At 73.8% G+C, this 19,442-nt stretch carries 19 protein-coding genes; 9 read left to right on the top strand and 10 right to left on the bottom strand.

Annotated elements, in window-relative coordinates:
* Positions 1-62: 62 nt before the first annotated feature.
* Complete coding sequence (locus ACFYYB_RS09920; RefSeq protein ID WP_389434382.1) at positions 63-1,223, bottom strand: alkaline phosphatase PhoX; 1,161 nt, start codon at positions 1,221-1,223, stop codon at positions 63-65.
* A 295-nt stretch (positions 1,224-1,518) separates the two neighbouring features.
* On the opposite strand from ACFYYB_RS09920, the gene ACFYYB_RS09915 reads away from it, so the two are divergent.
* Both ACFYYB_RS09915 and ACFYYB_RS09910 read left to right on the top strand, forming a co-directional pair.
* Positions 1,519-1,983 (top strand): group III truncated hemoglobin, encoded by a 465-nt coding sequence (locus ACFYYB_RS09915; RefSeq protein ID WP_389434380.1) that lies wholly within the window; start codon positions 1,519-1,521, stop codon positions 1,981-1,983.
* Between the two features lie 123 nt (positions 1,984-2,106).
* Positions 2,107-2,514 carry a VOC family protein gene (locus ACFYYB_RS09910; RefSeq protein ID WP_389434379.1) on the top strand — a complete coding sequence of 136 codons (408 nt, stop codon included), beginning with the start codon at positions 2,107-2,109 and terminating at the stop codon, positions 2,512-2,514.
* Between the two features lie 3 nt (positions 2,515-2,517).
* On the opposite strand, the gene nirD is transcribed toward ACFYYB_RS09910, so the two are convergent.
* Genes nirD through ACFYYB_RS09895 form a run of 3 tightly spaced genes read right to left on the bottom strand, consistent with a single transcriptional unit; the run spans position 2,518 to position 6,709 of the window.
* Entirely contained in the window at positions 2,518-2,853 is a 336-nt protein-coding gene (gene nirD, locus ACFYYB_RS09905) for a nitrite reductase small subunit NirD (RefSeq protein WP_389434378.1), read from the bottom strand.
* Positions 2,850-5,429 carry a nitrite reductase large subunit NirB gene (gene nirB / locus ACFYYB_RS09900; protein ID WP_389434377.1) on the bottom strand — a complete coding sequence of 860 codons (2,580 nt, stop codon included), beginning with the start codon at positions 5,427-5,429 and terminating at the stop codon, positions 2,850-2,852. The genes nirD and nirB overlap by 4 nt, the downstream gene beginning before the upstream one ends.
* Positions 5,430-5,431: 2 nt before the next feature.
* On the bottom strand, positions 5,432-6,709 hold the full coding sequence (locus ACFYYB_RS09895) for an NAD(P)/FAD-dependent oxidoreductase (RefSeq protein ID WP_389434375.1): 1,278 nt from the start codon (positions 6,707-6,709) through the stop codon (positions 5,432-5,434).
* A gap of 167 nt (positions 6,710-6,876) precedes the next feature.
* Between ACFYYB_RS09895 and ACFYYB_RS09890 the strand changes: the two genes are divergently transcribed.
* The 5 genes from ACFYYB_RS09890 to ACFYYB_RS09870 all read left to right on the top strand — a co-directional run bounded on the left by ACFYYB_RS09890 (position 6,877) and on the right by ACFYYB_RS09870 (position 11,008).
* Entirely contained in the window at positions 6,877-8,178 is a 1,302-nt protein-coding gene (locus tag ACFYYB_RS09890) for a ferric reductase-like transmembrane domain-containing protein (RefSeq protein WP_389434374.1), read from the top strand.
* A gap of 591 nt (positions 8,179-8,769) precedes the next feature.
* Positions 8,770-9,546 (top strand): sulfite exporter TauE/SafE family protein, encoded by a 777-nt coding sequence (locus tag ACFYYB_RS09885; RefSeq protein WP_389434373.1) that lies wholly within the window; start codon positions 8,770-8,772, stop codon positions 9,544-9,546.
* Between the two features lie 51 nt (positions 9,547-9,597).
* Positions 9,598-10,614 carry a class I SAM-dependent methyltransferase gene (locus ACFYYB_RS09880; protein ID WP_389434371.1) on the top strand — a complete coding sequence of 339 codons (1,017 nt, stop codon included), beginning with the start codon at positions 9,598-9,600 and terminating at the stop codon, positions 10,612-10,614.
* Positions 10,611-10,856: a hypothetical protein gene (locus tag ACFYYB_RS09875; protein ID WP_389434370.1), complete on the top strand. Its 246-nt coding sequence runs from the start codon at positions 10,611-10,613 to the stop codon at positions 10,854-10,856. Before ACFYYB_RS09880 ends, ACFYYB_RS09875 begins: the two co-directional genes overlap by 4 nt.
* A 20-nt stretch (positions 10,857-10,876) precedes the next feature.
* Positions 10,877-11,008, top strand: coding sequence for a hypothetical protein (locus tag ACFYYB_RS09870; RefSeq protein WP_389434369.1), 132 nt, complete (start codon positions 10,877-10,879; stop codon positions 11,006-11,008).
* 6 nt (positions 11,009-11,014) lie between these two features.
* On the opposite strand, the gene ACFYYB_RS09865 is transcribed toward ACFYYB_RS09870, so the two are convergent.
* A complete protein-coding gene (locus ACFYYB_RS09865) occupies positions 11,015-12,418 on the bottom strand; it encodes an MFS transporter (protein WP_389434368.1) in 1,404 nt (467 codons plus the stop codon).
* Positions 12,419-12,535: 117 nt separating this feature from the next.
* On the opposite strand from ACFYYB_RS09865, the gene ACFYYB_RS09860 reads away from it, so the two are divergent.
* The gene (locus ACFYYB_RS09860; protein ID WP_389434367.1) at positions 12,536-13,207 is read left to right on the top strand and encodes a helix-turn-helix domain-containing protein; all 672 of its coding nucleotides are present in this window, start codon (positions 12,536-12,538) and stop codon (positions 13,205-13,207) included.
* Here ACFYYB_RS09860 and ACFYYB_RS09855 read toward each other — a convergent pair.
* The 4 genes from ACFYYB_RS09855 to ACFYYB_RS09840 form a co-directional block, all read right to left on the bottom strand.
* On the bottom strand, positions 13,204-13,836 hold the full coding sequence (locus tag ACFYYB_RS09855) for a class F sortase (protein WP_389434365.1): 633 nt from the start codon (positions 13,834-13,836) through the stop codon (positions 13,204-13,206). The two genes, ACFYYB_RS09860 and ACFYYB_RS09855, sit on opposite strands and share 4 nt — an antisense overlap.
* A 131-nt stretch (positions 13,837-13,967) precedes the next feature.
* Positions 13,968-14,546, bottom strand: coding sequence for a hypothetical protein (locus tag ACFYYB_RS09850; protein ID WP_389434363.1), 579 nt, complete (start codon positions 14,544-14,546; stop codon positions 13,968-13,970).
* A gap of 184 nt (positions 14,547-14,730) precedes the next feature.
* Positions 14,731-16,008: an ATP-binding protein gene (locus ACFYYB_RS09845; RefSeq protein ID WP_389434361.1), complete on the bottom strand. Its 1,278-nt coding sequence runs from the start codon at positions 16,006-16,008 to the stop codon at positions 14,731-14,733.
* On the bottom strand, positions 16,005-16,715 hold the full coding sequence (locus tag ACFYYB_RS09840; RefSeq protein ID WP_389434360.1) for a hypothetical protein: 711 nt from the start codon (positions 16,713-16,715) through the stop codon (positions 16,005-16,007). Before ACFYYB_RS09840 ends, ACFYYB_RS09845 begins: the two co-directional genes overlap by 4 nt.
* Positions 16,716-17,000: 285 nt before the next feature.
* Here ACFYYB_RS09840 and ACFYYB_RS09835 point away from each other — a divergent pair, with 285 nt between their 5' ends.
* Positions 17,001-17,471, top strand: a complete 471-nt coding sequence (locus ACFYYB_RS09835) for a gamma-glutamylcyclotransferase family protein (protein WP_389434981.1) — start codon at positions 17,001-17,003, stop codon at positions 17,469-17,471.
* A gap of 41 nt (positions 17,472-17,512) precedes the next feature.
* On the opposite strand, the gene dnaG is transcribed toward ACFYYB_RS09835, so the two are convergent.
* Positions 17,513-19,438 (bottom strand): DNA primase, encoded by a 1,926-nt coding sequence (gene dnaG / locus ACFYYB_RS09830; RefSeq protein ID WP_389434358.1) that lies wholly within the window; start codon positions 19,436-19,438, stop codon positions 17,513-17,515.
* Between the last annotated feature and the right edge of the window lie 4 nt (positions 19,439-19,442).

Here is a 19,442-nt window from a genome sequence, read left to right as displayed (position 1 = left end):
CGGCCGCGCCCCGGCGGGTTCGTGACCCCGCCGGGGCGCGGCCGGACGCGGGGCCGTCGGGATCAGGTGCGGAAGGGGCCCGTCACCTCGTACGTGATGCCGCCCGAGGAGCTGCCGCTCGTGCCGCGCTGGCTGCTGAAGTAGAGGCGGTTGCCGGCGGGAGAAAAGGCCGGGCCGGTGATCTCCGAGGAGGACTGGCCGGTGACCCGCAGGAACGGCGCGACCACGTCGTCCGGGGTGATCACGCAGATCTCCAGGTTGCCGCCGTCCTCGGCGACGTACAGGTCGCCGTACGAGGAGCCCGTGACGTTGTCGACGCCCGTCAGGGGGGCGTTGCCGCCGGGGACCAGGGAGTCGTCGTAGGCCAGCTCGTAGGTGCTGTTCGCGAGGTTGAGCTGCCAGACCCGGTTGTCGCCCTTGGTCGTGAACCACACCGTGTCGTTGGCGTAGTGGCAGCCCTCGCCGCCGTTGAACTTCTTCGACCCCGAGACCTGGGTGCGCGTGCTGGTCGGCGAGCCGTCCGGGTCGGGGACGTTGGCCCAGGTGAAGGAGCCGGAGGTGGCGGTGCCGGCCTTGAGGACCTGGAGGGTGCCGGAGGAGAGGTTGCCCCAGGTGGTGGGGATGAAGCGGTAGAAGCAGCCGCTGGTCTCGTCCTCGGTCAGGTAGACGACCTGGCGGACCGGGTCGGCGGCGGCGGCCTCGTGCTTGAAGCGGCCCATCGCGGGGCGCTGCACGGAGGCGTTCACCCCGTAGGGGTCGGTCTCGTAGACGAAGCCGCGGTCGACCTCCTCGCAGGACAGCCAGGTGTTCCACGGGGTCTTGCCGCCCGCGCAGTTCTGCCGGGTGTTGGAGAGGATCCGGTAGGCGCCGGTGACGGTGGCGGAGGAGTCGAACCTCACCGCGCTCGCCCCGCCGGAGGGGTTGATCTCCGAGTTCGACACGTAGATCCAGCCCGTGCCGTCCGCGAAACAGGCGCCGCCGTCGGGGGCGCTGTGCCAGCTGTACGAGGTGCCGGGGACCGTCTGGCCGGAGCGGGCTATCACCCGGCTGCTGAAGCCCGCGGGCAGCATGATGCCGTTGGCGTCGGCGGCGCCGAGAGCTCCGTAGGGTCCGGCGCCGGGCTGGGCGGGGGCCGCGTAGGCCGCGCCGTGCATCAGCGTGCCGCCGAAGGCGGCGGCGGAGGAGCCGATGACGGCCCCGCGAAGGAAGGTACGACGTTCCACGGTCACTCCTGTGGAGGAGGGGCTCCGCGCCCGGTCGGGCGGGAGTCACGCACGCGTGGAGGAACCTAGGAGCGTGGAGTTGACGCCACATCAATTCCACATGACGCGGGAGCGACCGGCGCGAGGTCAATGCGCCCGGGGGATTTCCGGACATCGGAGAGGCCGGACATCGGAGAGGCCGGACATCGGAGAGGGCGGAAGAGAGCCGCCGAAGCGGTATCGAAGCGGCTCCGGACGGCTTGATGCGGGACTTTCTGCCCTGGGGAGGGGCCGGGCGCGGGAGGATGGTGGAGTGATGAACCCCCATGCCGCCGTCACCGACATCACCGGCCGCGCCGACCTCGACGTCGTCCTGCGCCGCTTCTACACGGCGGCCTTCGCCGATCCGCGCATCGGGCCCTTCTTCACCGAGATCGCCGGTACCGACCTCGACGTGCACCTGCCCCGGATCACCGACTTCTGGGAGCGGGCCCTCTTCCGCAGCGCCGAATACCGGCGCGACGTCTTCGCCCCGCACGCGGCGCTCCAGTCGGCCCGCGCGATGACCGCCGCGGACTTCGGCCGCTGGGTGCAGCTGTGGCGGGCCACGATCGACGGACTGCACCGGGGGCCGAACGCGGAGCGGGCCAAAGCCCAGGGCGAGCGGATCGCGCTGACCCTGCACAAGCGGCTGGCCGGCGCCGACGCCTCGCTGGAGAGCGCCGACGGGCTGGGCTTCGTACCGCTGGCGGCTCTGGGACTGCGCTCGATGACGTCCTGACCTGCACGTTCGTGGCGCGTCGAGGAAATCTCGAAAAAACTTCGCCGGGAGCGATGAGTTCCCCGAGGCCCCGCGGTCTACCTCTCGAAAGCAACGGAACGCACCGAGAGAAGAGAGACCCCGATGTCCTCCACCATGATCTTCGTCAACCTGCCGGTCAAGGACCTGGAGGCCACCAAGACCTTCTGGGGCAAGCTCGGTTACACCTTCAACGCCCAGTTCACCGACGAGAACTGCGCCTCGATGCCCATCACCGACTCGATCGTGGCCATGTTCCTGACCGAGGCCCGGTACAAGGACTTCACCCACAAGGACATCGCGGACGCGACCAAGACCTCCGAAGTGCTGCTGTGTCTGAGCGCCGAGAGCCGCGACGCCGTCGACGAGCTCGTCGACGGGGCCCTGGCGGCGGGCGCCACCGAGCCCCGTCCCGCACAGGACCACGGGGTCATGTACGGCCGCGCCTTCGACGACCTCTCCGGTCACACCTGGGAGATCATGTGGATGGACCCGTCGATGATCCAGGGCTGAGTCTCAGACGGAGGTCGCGGCGGTCCGTACCGGATACGTCCGGACCGCCACCTCCTCGTCGTCCAGGCAGTGCCCCGACTCCAGGTCGAAGCGCTGCTTGAGCAGCGGCGAGGCCACGAAGAGCCGCCCCGAGGCCGAGCCGATCAGCCCGCGCGAGAGCACCTGCGCCCCGGTGAAGGGGTCCCGGTTGCCGATGGCGTACGGGCGTCCCGCACGGTCGACGAACACGGCGGCCTGGCTCCCGTCGGGCAGCAGCGCGGCCACCCCGCGCCCGGGGATCAGCGCCGACAGCTCGCACACGGTGAGCCATCCTTCCGCCACCTGCAGTTCCACGGTCATCGGGTGCCTCCCAGGGGCTCCAGGGTCAGGATGGTCAGGTCGGGCTTGACCTGGCCGCGTTCGGGGACGAACTTCACGCTGGGGTCGGGGGCGCCGGGCGCGTTGACGAAGGACACGAACCGGCGCAGCCGTTCCGGGTCGTCCAGGGTCTCGGCCCATTCGTCGCGGTAGTGCGCCACGTGGTCGGCCATCAGCGACTCCAGCTCCGCGCACAGCCCGAGCGAGTCGTGCACGATCACGTCCCGCAGGTGGTCGAGGCCGCCCTCCAGCCGGTCCAGCCAGGTGGAGGTGCGCTCCAGCCGGTCGGCGGTGCGGATGTAGAACATCAGGAACCGGTCGATGAGCCGGACCAGTTCGGCGTCGGACAGGTCCTGGGCCAGGAGGTCGGCGTGGCGCGGGGTGGCCCCGCCGTTGCCGCCGACGTAGAGGTTCCAGCCGCTCGCCGTCGCGATGATCCCGAAGTCCTTGCTCTGCGCCTCCGCGCACTCGCGGGCGCAGCCGGAGACCGCCGACTTGAGCTTGTGCGGGGCGCGCAGGCCCCGGTAGCGCAGCTCCAGGTCGATGGCCATCCGTACGGAGTCCTGGACCCCGTAGCGGCACCAGGTCTGGCCCACACAGGACTTCACCGTCCGCAGGGCCTTGCCGTACGCGTGCCCGGACTCGAAGCCGGCCTCGACGAGCCGGGCCCAGATGAGGGGGAGCTGGTCGATGGCGGCGCCGAAGAGGTCGATGCGCTGCCCGCCGGTGATCTTCGTGTAGAGGCCGAAGTCGCGGGCCACCTCGCCGATCACGATGAGCTTGTCGGGGGTGATCTCGCCGCCGGGGATGCGCGGGACGACCGAGTACGAGCCGTTGCGCTGCAGGTTGGCGAGGAAGTGGTCGTTGGTGTCCTGGAGGGCGGCCTGCTCCCCGTCCAGGACGTAGCCGCTCGCGCCGAGGGTGGGGGCGAGCGAGGCGATGATCGAACCGACGGTGGGCTTGCAGACCTCGCAGCCGTCGCCGCCGCGCGCCTTCTCGCGGCCGTGGCTGTCGAGGAGCTTCTCGTACGAGGTCACGCGCAGGGTGCGGACGATCTCGTAGAGCTCCGCGCGGGTGAAGGAGAAGCACTCGCAGAGCCCCTTGTCGGCGGCCGGCGGCATCAGCTGGCCGATCACCTTGAGGCAGCTCCCGCAGCCGGTGCCCGCCTTGGTGCACTTCTTCACCTCGGGCACCGTCGTGTGGGCGGTGATCGCCTTCTTGGTGACGTTGTGGCAGGAGCAGATCACCGCACCGTCCGGGAGCGAGGCCGGGCCGAGGACGACGGGTGCGCCGGCGCCGGCGGGCAGCACCAGCTGCTCGGGGGTGACGGGCGGTACGGAGCCGGTGAGCGGGCGGAGCAGCCCGTAGGAGTCGGCGTCGCCGACCAGGACGCCGCCGAGCAGCACGCCCTCGGAGGAGACGACCACCTTCTTGTAGACGCCGGAGCGGGAGTCGGAGTAGACGACGTCGAGGCTGCCGGCGGTGGCGCCGTGGGCGTCGCCGAAGGAGGCCACGTCCACGCCGAGGAGCTTGAGCTTGGTGGACAGATCGGCGCCGGTGAACTCCTTCTCGCGGCCCAGCAGGTCCGCGGCGGCCGTCTCGGCCATCTCGTAGCCGGGGCCGACCAGGCCGTAGACGCGGCCGTCGGAGGCCAGCGCGCACTCGCCGATGGCGTAGACGTGCGGGTCGGAGGTGCGGCAGTGGGCGTCGACGGAGATGCCGCCGCGTTCGCCGACGGTCAGGCCGCTGTCGCGGGCGAGCTGGTCGCGGGGGCGGACACCGGCGGAGAAGACGACCAGGTCGGTGTCGACGCTGGAGCCGTCGGACAGCTTCATGCCGCTGACCGAGCCGTCCTCGCCGGTCAGGACCTCCTGGGTGCCGACGCCCGTGTGGACGGTGAGTCCCATGTTCTCGATGGTGCGCAGCAGGGCCGCGCCGCCGCCCTCGTCGACCTGGACGGGCATCAGCCGGGGGGCGAACTCCACGACGCGGGTGGCGAGGCCGAGGCCCTTGAGCGCGCCGGCGGCCTCCAGCCCGAGCAGGCCGCCGCCGACCACGGCGCCGGTGGTCCGCGTCTTGGCGTACTCCTCGATCGCGAGGAGGTCCTCGATGGTGCGGTACACGAAACAGCCCGGGGCGTCCTTGCCGGGGACGGGCGGCACGAAGGGGTAGCTGCCGGTCGCGAGCACGAGCACGTCGTACGGGAACACCTGCCCCGAGCGGGAGGTGACGGTCCGGGCCTCGCGGTCGATGCTCTCGGCGGGGTCGTCGAGGTGCAGGGCGATCCCGTGCTCCGCCATGAAGGAGGCGGGAGTGAGGGAGAGGTCCTCGGGGGTGCTGCCGGAGAAGTACGAGGTCAGGTGCACGCGGTCGTAGGCGGGCCGCGGCTCCTCGCAGAGCACGGTGATCCGGTGCGTGGAGGTGGCGCCGAGTTCGGCGAGCGACTCCAGGTAGCGCTGGCCGACCATGCCGTGACCGATGAGCACGAGGGCGGGCGCGGTGGCGGGGGCGGTGGCCTGGGCGGTGGCCGGGGCGGGATGGGGCGTGGCTGCGGCCATGATCAGGAGCCTCCGTCGTCGGTGAGCAGGTGGTGCAGGTCGGTGGGACCGTGCTGGTCGGTGAGGGGCGCGCCGTCCTCCCAGCTGCGGGCGAGGGCGCCCACGCTGGAGAGTTCGCCGAGCAGGACCCCGCCGACGAGGCGGTCGCCGCGGATGACGACCTTGCGGTAGGTGCGGCGGGTGGCGTCGGTGAGCCGGACCACGTCGTCGCCGGGGAGCGGGGTGGTCTCGCCGAAGGCGGCGAGATCGAGGGGCCGGTCGCCGCCGGCGGTGAGGGTGAGGCGGGTCAGGGCGCGGGTGCCGCCGTAGGCGGGGTCCGCGGCCAGTCCCCGGCCGGTCCCGAGGAGGACCCCGGCGAGCGCGTCGGCCTGTTCGAGGGCGGGGCCGGCCAGGCCGTACACCCGGCCCGCGTGCTCGGCGCAGTCGCCGACGGCGTGGATGCGGGGGTCGCTGGTGCGGAGCTCGTCGTCGACGAGGACGCCGGTGCGGACGTCCAGGCCGGCGGCGAGGGCCAGTCCCGTGCGGGGGCGGACGCCGCAGGCCAGTACGACGAGGTCGGCGTCGAGGCGGTAGCCGACGGCGAGGTCGACGCCGGTCACCCGGCGGGGCGCCGCGGGCTCTGCCCCGGACCGCTCCTCGAACGCCGTCGACAGGCCGCGGACCCGGCATTCCGTGTGGATCTCGACGCCGAGGGTGGTCAGGTGCTCGTGCAGGAGCTCCGAGGCCTCGGCGTCCAGCTGGCGTTCCATCAGGCGTTCGCCCTGCTGCGCCAGGACCACCTGGGCGCCCCGCTCGGCCAGGGCGCGGGCTGCCGAGACGCCGAGGAGGCCGCCGCCGATCACCACCGCGCGCACGCCGGGGCGTACGGCCGCCGACAGGGCCAGGCAGTCGTCCATGGTGCGGAACGCGTGGACACCCGCGGGGAGCTCCCGGCCCTCGGGTTCGAACAGGCCGCGCAGCGGAGGGAGCACCGGGTTCGATCCCGTGGCCAGCACGAGGGTGCCGTACCGCTCGACCGAGCCGTCGTCGCAGTGGACGACCCGCTCCGCCCGGTCGATCCGTACCGCCCGCACGCCCCGGCGCAGCGCCGGGCCGGGGGCCGGGAGGGCCGTCACCTCCGGCGCGTACCGGCCGGCCAGGACCTCCGCGAGGAGGACCCGGTTGTAGGGGGCGTGCTCCTCCTCGCCGAGGACGCGGACGTCCCCGCCCAGCCGGGCGGCGAGCCGCAGGCCGGCGAGGCCGCCGCCGATCACCACCACGCGTTGCTGTTCCGAGGTCATGACACGAGAGTGCGCGGCCGCTGTTTCCCCACGGCATCGCCGTTGTTTCCCTGACGGAACCTCGACCTCAGCGTGCGGGTTAAGGGTCCGTGAGGCGTTCCTCAAGGCCGCCTTAAGGATCACCGGGAGGGCCCGGTAGAGCGCCGGAGCGCCCGTAGCGTGGCCGTATGCGAGAGCGGGACATGGCGGTTCGGGTCAAGGGCGGGATGCTCGGCGGGGCGGGGACCGTCGCCCTGCTGTGGGCCGTCCAGGTGCGGCCCTCGGCCCGGCTGGACGCGCTGTTCGCGACCGCCGCGCACCTGTCCGGCCTGCTCGCCGGGTACGGGGTGCTCGTCCTGCTGTTCCTCATGGCCCGGGTCCCCGCCGTCGAGCACGGGGTGGGCGCGGCCCGGCTCGCCCGCTGGCACGCGCTGGGCGGCCGCCACGTCCTGCTGCTCTGCTTCGGGCACGCGGCCTTCGCGCTCTGCGGCTACGCCGTGCACGAGGGGGCCGACGTGCTCTCGGCGGTTCGGGAGCTGCTCGGATACCCGGCCCTGGCCGCCGCGGCGATCGGGACCGTCCTCCTGATCGCCGTCGGCATCACCTCCGCCCGCTCCGTACGCCGCCGGGTCAGCCACGAAACCTGGCGCGGGGTCCACCTCCTGGTGTACCTCGCCGCCGCCCTCGCCTTCGGGCACCAGCTCGCCGGGCCCGACCTGGCCCTCGTCGTCTGGTTCTGGGCCCTCGCCCATGCCGTGGTCGCCGTCCTGCTGCTCTGGTACCGCGCCGTGGTGCCCGTACGCCAGGCCCTGCGGCACGCGCTGCGCGTCGCCGAGGTCCGCGCGGAGGGGCCCGGGGTGGTCTCCGTCCTCGTCTACGGGGAGCACCTCGCGGAGCTGCGCGCGGAGCCGGGGCAGTTCCTGCGCTGGCGGTTCCTCCAGCGCAGGCTGTGGCACACCGCGCTGCCGTTCTCGCTGTCAGCGCCGGTCCGCGGGAACACCCTGCGCATCACCGTGAAGGCCCTCGGCGGCCACTCCCGCCGGATCCGCCGGCTGCGGCCCGGCACCCGGGTCCTCGCCACCGGGCCCTTCGGGGCGCTCACCGCGGCCCGGCGGACCCGGACCAAGGTGCTGCTGATCGCCGGCGGGGTCGGGATCACCCCGATGCGGGCCCTGTTCGAGACGCTGCCCGGCGGGCCGGGGGACATCACCCTGCTCTACCGGGCGGGCGCCGAGGAGCACCTCGTCCTGCGCTCCGAACTGGAGGCCATCGCCGCCGAACGGCAGGCCGGGCTGCACTACCTGCTCGGGCCGTCGGGGGCCGCCTTCGACCCGCTGGCTCCGCAGGCGCTGGCCGAGCTGGTCCCGGAGCTGGCCGAGCACGACGTGTACCTGTGCGGGCCGCCCGGGATGGCGGACGCCACGATGGCCGCGCTGGTGCGGGCCGGGGTGCCGGTGGGGCGGATCCACGCGGAGTGCTTCGGCCACTGAGCCCGCGCCTGGTCGGCCGCCGCGGCCGGTCCCGCCCTCGCTTCCGCCGCCGAGCCCGCCCGTCTCCGCGGCCGAGACCGCTTCTGCTTCCGCTTCCCGAGAGGTCGCCGCCCCGTGCGTCACCCGTTGCACGTCACCCTGCCCGTGTCCCTGGCCGCTGCGCGGGGCTCGTCCCCTACCCGCCCTTCCCCCGTTCCCTGGGGCTCCGCCCCAGACCCCGCTCCTCAAACGCCGGAGGGGCTGGGTTCGGCTGCGCCCGGATCCGGGCCTCAAGCGCCGGAGGGGCCGGGTTTGGCCGCGCCCGGGCCGGCGGGTCCGTCGGGCGTGCCCGCGGCCGCGGCGCGGCACCGCCGGCCGCGCACCTCCCCGGCGCGGGCGGCGCTGGCCGTGCTGGGTTCCGTACCGCCGGCCAGGCGGCTCGCGGCCGGGCTCGGGCTGGTCAGTGTGCTGGCCGCGAGCGTGCTGACGGTGGCGGTGGACCCGTCGGCTCCCGTGGCCCCGGACCGGGCTCCGGCCGGGCGAAGCTCAACCTTTGCGCAAGTTTCCGGGGATTGATGGCCACTGCACCCACCCGCTCCATAAGGTCGGGCCGTGCCTGACATATCGACAACCATGATCATCGTGCTGTGCGTGGCGGCGGCCGCGGCCGGCTGGATCGACGCCGTCGTCGGCGGTGGCGGACTGCTGCTCCTGCCCGCTCTGCTCCTCGGCCTGCCGAACGCCCACCCCGCCACCGTGCTCGGAACGAACAAGGCCGTGGCCATCGTCGGCACCTCGGGCGCGGCCGTTTCCTACCTGCGCAAGACCTCGGTGGACGTGAAGCTCGCCGTCCGCATCGGCCTGGCCGCGCTCGTCGGCTCGATGGGCGGGGCCGCCCTGGCCGGCGGCATCAGCAAGGACGCGCTGCGCCCGCTGATCATGGCGGTCCTGGTGGTGGTCGCGGCCTTCGTCCTCTTCCGGCCCGCCTTCGGCGCCGCTCCCGGAGCGGCTCCGGCCGGCCGTCGGCGCGTCCTGCTCACCATCGCGCTGGCCGGCCTCGGCATCGGCTTCTACGACGGGCTCATCGGCCCCGGCACCGGCACCTTCCTGGTCCTGGCGCTGACGGCCCTGCTCCACCTCGACCTGGTCACGGCCTCCGCCACGGCGAAGATCGTCAACGTGTGCACCAACGCCGGAGCGCTCGCCATGTTCGCCTACCAGGGCATGGTGCTGTGGCAACTGGCCGCCCTGATGGCCGTTTTCAACCTGGCGGGCGCCATGATCGGTGCCCGGATGGCGCTGAAGAAGGGCAGCGGTTTCGTCCGCGGCGTGCTTCTGACGGTCGTCGGAGCCCTGGTGGTCAAACTGGGCCTCGAACAGTGGGGCTGACCTGCTGCGATCGCCCGCCCACCGGCCTGCCCGGGGGATAAGGTTTCCGTCGTGCCCCACCTCGAGATATCCGACCTGATCACCGTCACCGATCCGCTCAGCGGGGCGCGACTGCCCGTGCGCCGGAGTGACGTGGTCCGCCGACTCGACGAGGCCGGGGACCGGCGCGCCGCCCGGATCGTCGCGGGGCTTCCCGTCGGCCCCGACGACGTCCTCGACCCGGTCGCCGTGGACCGGCTGATGATCGCCGTCCACACCGAGCTGCAGCGGCTCAGCGAGGAGCTGCGCACCGGGGAGCGGCTGGTGCACCTGCTGGACCCGCTGTTCGAGACCATCCGGGAGATCGCCGGCCGCAACGGCCGGTTCCGCCTGGTCGACATCGGGTGCGGGCTCGGCCACCTCATCCGCTGGCTGGCCTCCACCGGCGCCCTGGGAAGCAACGTCGAGCTGATCGGCGTCGACCTCGACGCCGCCCTCGTCGCCGAGGCCGACCGGCTGGCCCGCGCCGAGGGGCTCGACTGCCGGTTCGTCCACGGCAACGCCTTCGACCTGCCGGAGGTCGCCACCGTCTACGTCTCCACCGGGGTGCTGCACCACTTCCGCGGCCCCGCGCTCGCGGAGTTCTTCGAGGCCCAGGCCGACTCCCAGGCACTCGCCTTCTGCCACTTCGACATAGCCGCCACCCGGCTGGCACCCATGGGCGCCTGGATGTTCCACCGCGCCCGGATGCGCCATCCGCTCGGCCGCCACGACGGGGTCGTTTCCGCCCGGCGCGCCCACTCGGACGAGACCCTGCTGAGCGCCGCGACCGTACCGGGCATCCGGCCGCTGCTCTACGAACCCCGGCGGCTGTCCAACCCCTTCAGCACCACCCTGCGCCCGATCATCGGCATCCGCCCCTACCTGGAGGACCCGCTGCGCCAGGCCCTCGGCCGCGACTCCCGCCGGCTCGTGGGCGCCGAGCACCTGACCCGCGGCGGACGGCAGCGGCCCGGCGCCGCTTCCCGGTCGGGCGCGGAGGCAGGGTCCGCCTCCGGGGCCGTCTCCGGGTCCGGCACCGTGCGATGAACCCGGCCCTCCCGCTCGCCGTCCTCGGCCTCGTCGACGCCGCCTTAAGCGGCTACCGCGCCTACGCCGGGCGGGACGCCCGGATCCGCAGGCGCCGTGCCGTCGTCCGTGCGGCCCTGCGCGGACTGGCCGTCGGCTCCGTCCTGCTGCCGGCCCCCGCCCTCACGGCCGGCGCCGTGCTGCTGCTCGCCGAGGACCCGGACCGGGCGTACGAGGTCCTCGCCGACGCCCGGGCCCGCTGACGCTGGCCAGGCCGCTGTTCGTGGCCGGGGCCTGCGCGGGCGCGCTCGTCGGGGGCGGCTGGACCTCCCTCCTGGTGGGAGCCGTGGCGGGCGCCGCGGCCCTGTGCGTGGAGCCGTACGTCCACCGCCGCTGGTACGCGTTCCCGGTGTAGGGCGGCCTACGCCGTCTCCCTGCGGGAGGCCCGGGCCACCCCGAGGAGGAGCAGGCCGCAGGCCGTGACGAGCAGCCAGCCCGGCCGGGACGCCCGGGACAGGCCCTCCGGGGCGACGCCCGCGGCCAGGGCCCCCGCCACGGCGATGCCGACCGCCGATCCGACCTGGCGGGCCGTGGAGGTGACGGCCCCGGCCACACCGGCGCGGGACGGCGGCAGTCCGCCGACCGCGGTGTGGGTGAGCGGGGCGTTGGCGAAGCCGAAGCCGATGCCGATGAGCAGGTAGGCCGCCAAGAGCGGCGGTACGCCCGGGTCCTGGCCCAAGGCGGCCATGCAGAACCCGCCCGCGGCGGTGAACCCGCCCGCGAGGAGCAGCGGACGCCGGGGTCCGAGCCGCCCGGTCAGGCTGCCGGACCAGGGCGCGCACACGGTGGCCCCGAGGGCCATGGGCAGGGTCGCGGCGCCGGCCGCGAGCGGGGTCCAGCCGCGGGCGTTCTGCAGGTACAGGGTGGTGAGCAGCAGGCTCACGCTCAGCGCGGCGAACACCGCCACCGCGCCCAGTACCGCCGAGGCGAAGGGCGGCCGCCGGAACAGGCGGAGGTCGATCAGGGGCTCGGTCCGGCGGAGTTCGACCCGGACGAAGGCCGTCGTGGCCGCCGCGCCGGCCGCGTAGCAGGCCAGCGCGGCGGGGGAGGCCCAGCCGATGCGGGGGCCCTCGATCAGGACGCCGACCGAGACGAACAGTGCCGTCGTCAGGAGCAGCTGGCCGGGCAGGTCGAGCCGCCGGGCCCGCTGTCCGCGGGACTCCGGCACGAACACCGCGACCAGGACGAGCGCGCCGGCGACCACCGGGGCGTTGATCCAGAACACCGACCGCCAGCCGAAGGCCGCGATGAGGGCCCCGCCGATGACCGGGCCCGCCGCCATGCTGAGCCCGAAGACCGAGGCCCAGATGCCGATGGCCCGGGCCCGCTCCCGCGGGTCGGGCATCGCGTTGACCACGATCGCCAGGGCCACCGGGCTCAGCATCGAGGCCCCGACCCCCTGGACGGCCCGCGCCGCGACGAGGAGGCCGAGCGACGGGGCGAGGGCGCAGGCGAGGGAGGCGAGAGCGAACACCACCAGCCCGCACCGGAACACGCGACGGCGTCCGAAGCGGTCCGCGAGGGCGCCGGAGGTGATGAGGAGGCCGGCCAGGACCAGGGTGTAGGCGTCCACGACCCACTCCAGGCCGCGGGTGCCCACCCCCAGGCCCCGCCCGATCGCGGGCAGGCCCACGTTGACGATGGTGGTGTCCACTCCGATGAGGAACATGCTCAGCGCGCAGACGGCCAGTACCGTCCACCGGCGGCGTGCTCCGGGGGCGGGCCCCGCGGCCGCCCCGGCCGGGATCGTCGTGGTCGTGGTCATGAGGGGCCGCCTTCGCTCCGCGACGGCCTGTCGGCCACCGGTTTCGGATGTCGGACCATGCTCGGACCGGGCGGTGGCCGCGGCCCAGAAAATTTGCCGATACCGCAAAATGGCCCCATGGACAGGGACGCCGAATACGCCGAACGCGCCGCACACACGGAGGGCGCCGAGCAGGCGGAGAACGCCGAACTCGCGCGGACCCTCGACGCCATCGGCCCGCGCCTGCGGGCGCTGCGGCGCGAGCGCGGCCTCACCCTGGAGGCGCTCGCGCAGGTCACCGGGATCTCCGTGAGCACGCTCTCCCGCCTGGAGTCGGGCAAGCGGCGCCCCACGCTCGAACTGCTCATCCCGCTCGCGCGGACCCACCGCGTGCCCCTGGACCAGCTCGTGGCCGCCCCGGTCACCGGCGACCCGCGCGTCCACCTGAAGCCCCGCCGCAGGGACGGGAGCGTCCTGGTCCCCCTGACGACGTACCCGGGCCGGGTCCAGGTCTTCAAGCAGGTGCTCGCGTACCGGGAACCGAGACGGGTGACCCACGCCGGCTACGAATGGCTCTACGTGCTCGCCGGCGAGCTCCGCCTCGTCATCGGGGAGCGGACCCTCACCCTGCGCCCCGGCGAGGTCGCCGAGTTCGACACCGGTGAACCGCACTGGTTCGGCCCCGGCGAAGGCGAGGTGGTGGAGATCCTGCACCTGTTCGGACCCCACGGCGACCAGGCGGTGGTCCGCACCGGAGGGACGGCGGGGACGGCGGGGACGAGGACGGCGGGGACTCCGGGGACGGACTAGTACGTGGCCGTCAGGTGGGCGAAGACGACCACGTTGCCCTGGTAGCCGGTGCGCTGGGAGAAGCCCCCGCCGCAGGTGATGACGCGCAGCTCGGCGCGAGGCGCCGACCCGTACACGCGGGTGTCGGGGAAGGCCTTGGCGTCGTAGACCTCCACCGCGTGGACGGTGAACACGGCCGTACGTCCGTCGGCGCGGGCGATCTCGATCAGGGCGCCCCGGCGCAGCGCGCCGAGGTGGTAGAAGACCGCGGGCCCGGTGGCGTCGTCCACATGCCCGGCGACCACCGCGGTGCCGGTCGCGCCGGGGGTGGTGCCCTCCCGGTACCAGCCCGCCAGGTCCCGGCGGGCGGGCGGCGGTACTTCGAGACTGCCGTCGGCCTGCAGCCCGAGCCCGGTGAGCGGGGCGTCCACCCGGATGGAGGGGATCCGGATCCGGGTGGGCGGGGAGCCGGGGAGCGCGGCGATGGCGCCGGGGAACCGGGCCTGGGCGCTCAGCGCTTCAGCGGGGGAGGGCAGCGGCGGCCGGACGGACTCGCCGGAGCCGCTGCCGATGAGCCAGACGCCGATGCAGGTGGCGAGTGCGACGAGCCCGCCGGCGCGGGCGCGGGCGCGGCGTGCCTCTGCCTCCATGCGGCCCCCTCGGCTTGGTGACGTGGTGTGGTGTGGCCGTCGCCCGGCCCCGCGAACGGGGGGGACCTCGCGGGGCGGGCGACGGGGGACGGTACCGGTCGGACCGCGGCCGGAGCCGCGGTGGGCGTCCGTCAGTTCCGCGTGCCGCTCGCCCGGCGACGCAGGAACCAGGTACCGCCGACGGCGGTCGCGGCCAGCACTGCCGCTCCCGCCGCGATCTTGGCGGGGTCGGTGGTGGTGGTCGTGCCACCGCCCACCCCGGTGCGCACGTGGCCCTGGGGGGCGCGGTCGTGCTCGGTGACGATCAGGTCGCCGGTGGCGAACTTGCCGTTCGCGCAGGTGGCGCCGATCGCGTGGGTGCCGGGGTGGGTTCCGCGGGCGACCTGGAACTGTCCCACGACCACCTCCTTGTGGGTGCCCGGAGTCAGCTTGAAGCGGCCGCCTCCCACGGTGGTGGCATCGCCCTCGGCATGACTGCCCGGGCCGCAGGCCTTCGTGTTCACCGTGACGGTGGTGCCGGGGGCGGCGGACGTGGGCCACACCTCCAGCGGGGCGAAGTCGCCGGCCGCGAAGCCCGTCATGTCGAAGCCCGTCTTGCCGAAGCCCGGCATGCCCAGGTCCGCGGCGGCGACCGCGCCGGCCACCGGGCCGGCGAACGCGACGGCGGTCAGCGCGGTGGCGGTGAGCACGTGGGCGGTGCGTCGGCGCATGAGGGGTCTCCTGTGGACACGGGGTCGTGTCTCCGAGGTAACCCGGGTGCGGGCGGCCGCGCCTGCTGATGTGGTGTCAGATTCGGGCCGGGGGATAGGGCGGGGGAGCGTTCGCGCAGGTGGGGAGGGGTGGAGGGGTATCCGTAGGGCACCACCCCGTCCGGGTGACGGTGGCTCGGCGGGGCTATGCCGGGGGGAGGGTGAGCGTGGCCGAGGCGCCCGAGGGGGGAGGGTTGGCGAGCGTGATCCGGGCGCCGATGACCTGGGCCTGACCGAGGGCGATGGTCAGGCCCAGGCCCGTGCCCTGGCCGCGCTCGGTCGCGCCCGTCAGGAACCGCTGCGGGCCGTCCCGCAGCAGCGTCTCGGGGAAGCCCGGGCCGTGGTCCCGGACGGTGACCGTGTTCCCGGCCACCGTCACGGTGATCGGGTCCCCGCCGTGCTTGCGGGCGTTGAGCAGCAGGTTCGTCAGGATCCGCTCCAGCCGCCGGACGTCGGTGCGGACGCCGGCCGCGTCCTCGGAGGCGCCCAGCACCCGCGCCTCCACCCCCGAACGCCGGGTGACGGCCTCGACCAGCGGCCCCAGGAGGTGGACGTCCAGCTGGGCCACCTCCCGGTCCCCGTCCAGCCGGGCCACCTCCAGAAGGTCCTCCGTCAGACCGCACAACGCCGCGACCCGGTCGCGCACCAGCTCCGTGGGCCGCCCCGGCGGGAGCAGCTCGGCCGCGGTGAGCAGGCCGGTCAGCGGGGTCCGCAGCTCGTGCGCCACGTCCGCCGTGAACCGCTGCTCCGCCACCAGCCGTCGCTGCAGGCTCGCCGCCATCGTGTCCACCGCCGCCGACAGTTCGGCCACCTCGTTCCGCGTCCCGGGCACGCCCGACGGGCCGATCCGTGCGTCGAGTTCGCCCGTGCTGATCCGCCGGGCCGTCTCGGCCGCGGACCGCAGGTCCTTGCTCAGCCGGCTGGCCAGCGCCGCCCCGCCGATCGCCGCGAGGGTCACGACGACCACGCCGAAGGCCATCAACTTCTGGTCCAGTTCCCACAGTTCCGCCTGCTCTGCGGCCAGCGGCTGGCGTACGGAGAGCACTTGGGCGCCGCCGACCGGCCGGGCGGCCCACACCGCCGGGTGGGGGCCGTGCAGGTCGAGGTAGGTGGTGCGCTCTCCGGCCAGGGCGGCCTGCCGCAGGGGTTCCGGCAGGCCCGGGCAGTCGAGGCGCGCGTCGGCCTCCCCGACCTTGTCGAAGTCGAGCTGGCCCGTGAGCTCGTACACCTGCCGCACCCGGACGAGCTGCGCGAGGGCGCTCTTGCGCGCCGCGTCGGCCACCTGGTCCGCGCGGGCCTCGTGGATCAGGATGCCGATGGTGAGCGCGACGAGCGAGCAGCCGACGGCGAGCAGGACGGCGATCTTCCAGCGCAGCCCGAGGGAGTGCACGAGGCGGCGGCAGCGGAGCAGGACGCGCTTCATCCGGCCACCCGGTTCGCGGGTGCGGGGGACTGGGCGGAGGACGGCTGCGGGGCCGGGCAGGTGCCGGCGCGCGGCGCGGAGATGGCGTTGCCGAACTTGTGGTCGTCGCTGAGGACGCTCATCCGCTGGCCGTCCCAGTGGTAGCGGATGTCGTGCGAGGACCCGTCCTCGTCGGTGGTGCGGACCAGCAGGTCGGTGCCGAGGGTCTCGACGCTCATCCGCCGGCCGCTGGTGTACAGGATCGGCACGATCTTCCCACCGGCGGCGGTGTAGACGCTGAGCACCGAGCGCCCGGTCTGGGTGTCGGCGGCGACGATCAGCTCGTGCTTCCCGTTGCCCGTGAGGTCCACGTACCGGGCCGGCCGTACCCCGGCCTTGCCCGGCCCCTGGATCTGCTTCTCCCGGCCGAAGCGCTTCATGTTCTTGTCCGCGCGCACCACGGCCATCACGTCGACCTCCTCGATCCCCTGCGGCCCCACCGGCGGGGCGCCTTCGAGCGGCTTCGGCGGCGCCTCCCCGCCGGCCACCGCCGTACCGCTGGAGCTCGGCGAATCGGTCCACGAGGGCCACAGCGGTTTCGGCCGCGGCTGGGAGGAAACGGGGGGCGCGACCTCGCCGGATCCGAGGCCCCCGGGCGTGCCGCAGCCGCCGAGGCCGATGCAGAGCAGGGCGGCAGCGGCGAGGCGGCGGTAGCTCGGTCGAGTCATGGAAGGCGGAACCGTCGTTGGTGGGGGAGGCGGAGCATGGGGGCTGGGTGCGCGGAGGCAGACTGACGGTATGAGGCGTCGGTCACGGGGACCGGGAGGACGTGTAACAGCGGTGCGTACGCCGACTCCCGGGGCCGAACTCGGGACCTTCGGCCCGCACCGCGGCCGGCGGGAGTCCGGTCAGCAGCTCAGTCTGAATCGAGGGAGGACCGCATGACATCGGCCGATCGGCCGGAAGGCCACGCCGAAAGAACGGTTCCGCGGAGGGTGCCGCCGCAGGAGGTGCTGCCGCAGGGAACGGCCCCGCAGGGAACGGCCCCGCAGGGAACGCTTCCGCGGCAGGAGGAGCTCCCGTTCTTCGTCTACGGGACCCTGCGCCCCGGAGAGGTCAACCACGACCTCTTCCTGCGCGGCCGCACCGCAGTCGAGGAACCCGCCCGCCTCCCGGACGCGGCCCTGTACGAGGGCCCCGGATACCCGTACGCCGTGGACCGCCCCGGCTCCGCCATAGCCGGGGAGCTGATCACCCCGGCCCCGGGGGCGTACGGGGAACTCCTCGTGGCGCTGGACCTGCTGGAGGAGTACGCGGGCCCCGGACACCCCGCGAACGTCTACGACCGCACCGCCCGCGAGGCCCTGCGCCCCGACGGCACCCCGGTCCGCGCCTGGGTCTACCTGGCCGCCCCGTCCCTGGCCCGCCGCCTCGCCCGCTCGGGCACCCCCATCCCGGGCGGCGACTGGCTGCGCCGCGGCTAGGCCGGGCAGGCTCGGCTAGGCCGGGCAGGCCGGACGGCGGGTCACAGGCCTTCCGCGCCGCGGTTGCGCAGGCGCTGCTCGTACTGCTGGAGGACCCACAGCTCCTCCTGGACGGCCGCCAGCTGCTCGGGCGACCCCTGGTGACCGAGGCGGGCCATCGTGCCCTGGATCTCGCGCACCCGGCGGTCCACCGCGCGGAGCCTGACCTGGACCAGCTGGACCCCGGCGTAGACCTCGTCCACGGTCTTCGCGCGGATCGCCTCCACGACGAGCTCGGTGACCAGCGCGCGGACGGTGTCGTTCGGCGCGGCGTCCCGGACCCGGGTCACGTAGTCCTCGGTGCCGAGCGAAGCGCCGCCGGCGTCCAGGATGGCCTGGCGGACGGCCGCGTAGGGCGGGGCGGTGAACTCGTCCATCCCGTACGCGTCGAAGGCGGGGGAGACCAGTGCCGGGCGCTGGAGCGCCAGCTTGAGCAGCTCGCGCTCGGTGATGTGCGCGGGGCTGCGCAGGTTCAGCGCGGGACCCGTGGGGCTCGCGGAGGGCGCCGGGATGTCCTCGTACGAGTGGCCGGAGTGACCCGAGCCGCCGGAGGACTGCCCCCGGCGCTGCTGCTGGGGCTGGTTGCCGCGCTCCCGGGCCCAGCGGTCGAGCTGGGCGATCCGCTTGACCACGAACTGCTCGTCGCGCATGCCGAGCATGCCCGCCAGCTGGACCGCCGACTCGTGCTGGATCGCGACGTTCTTGATCTTCTTGATGATCGGGGCGGCTTCCTCCAGCGCGGCCGCCCGCCCCGCCGGGTTCTCCAGGTTGTGCCGGGCCACGATGTGCTTCAGGGCGAACTCGAACAGCGGGGTGCGTGCCTCGACCAGCCCCGCCACGGCCGCGTCGCCCTTGGCCAGGCGCAGGTCACAGGGGTCCATGCCGCCCGGGGCGATGGTGATGGAGGTCTCCGCGGCGAACTTCTGGTCGTCCTCGAAGGCGCGCAGCGCGGCCTTCTGCCCGGCCGCGTCCCCGTCGAAGGTGAAGATCACCTCGGCGGTCGCGTTGTCCATGAGCAGCCGGCGCAGGATCTTGATGTGGTCGCCGCCGAAGGCGGTGCCACAGGTGGCGATCGCGGTGGTGACCCCGGCCATGTGGCAGGCCATGACGTCGGTGTAGCCCTCGACCACGACGGCCCGGGAGGTCTTGGCGATCTCCTTCTTGGCCAGGTCGATGCCGTACAGCACCTGGGACTTCTTGTAGATCGCCGTCTCGGGGGTGTTCAGGTACTTGGGGCCGTTGTCGTCGTCGCGCAGTTTGCGCGCGCCGAAGCCGACGACCTCGCCGCTGATGTCGCGGATGGGCCACATCAGCCGGCCGCGGAAGCGGTCGATGGGCTTTCCGCTGCGGCTGTCCTGAGACAGGCCCGAGGTGATCAGTTCCTTGTCGCTGAAGCCCTTGCCGCGCAGGAAGCGGGTCAGGTGGTCCCAGCCGGCCGGGCTGTAGCCGACGCTGAAGTGCTGGGCGGCGGCCTGGTCGAAGCCGCGCTCGGCCAGGAACTTGCGGCCGATCTCCGCCTCGGCGCTGCCGAGCTGGTCCGTGTAGAACTCGGCCGCGGCCTTGTTCGCCTCGACCAGCCGGATCCGCTCGCCGCGCCCGCTGCTGCCGGCGGTGTAGCCGCCCTCTTCGTACCGCAGGGTGATGCCGGCCAGGCCGGCGAGCCGTTCCACCGCCTCCGAGAAGGAGAGGTGGTCGATCTTCATGACGAAGTCGAGGGTGTCCCCGCCCGCCTGGCAGCCGAAGCAGTGGTAGAAGCCCTTGCTCGGGCTGACCTGGAAGGACGGGGACTTCTCGTCGTGGAAGGGGCAGAGGCCCTTGAGGTTGCCGCCGCCGGCGTTGCGCAGCTGGAGGTACTCCGAGACCACGGCGTCGATCGGGACCGCGTCCCGTACCGCCTTCACGTCGTCGTCGTTGATCCGTCCTGCCACCGCG

The organism is Streptomyces sp. NPDC002886 (assembly GCF_042888445.1).
Classification (GTDB): Bacteria; Actinomycetota; Actinomycetes; order Streptomycetales; family Streptomycetaceae; genus Streptomyces.
This window is presented reverse-complemented; position numbering and strand designations above follow the sequence as displayed.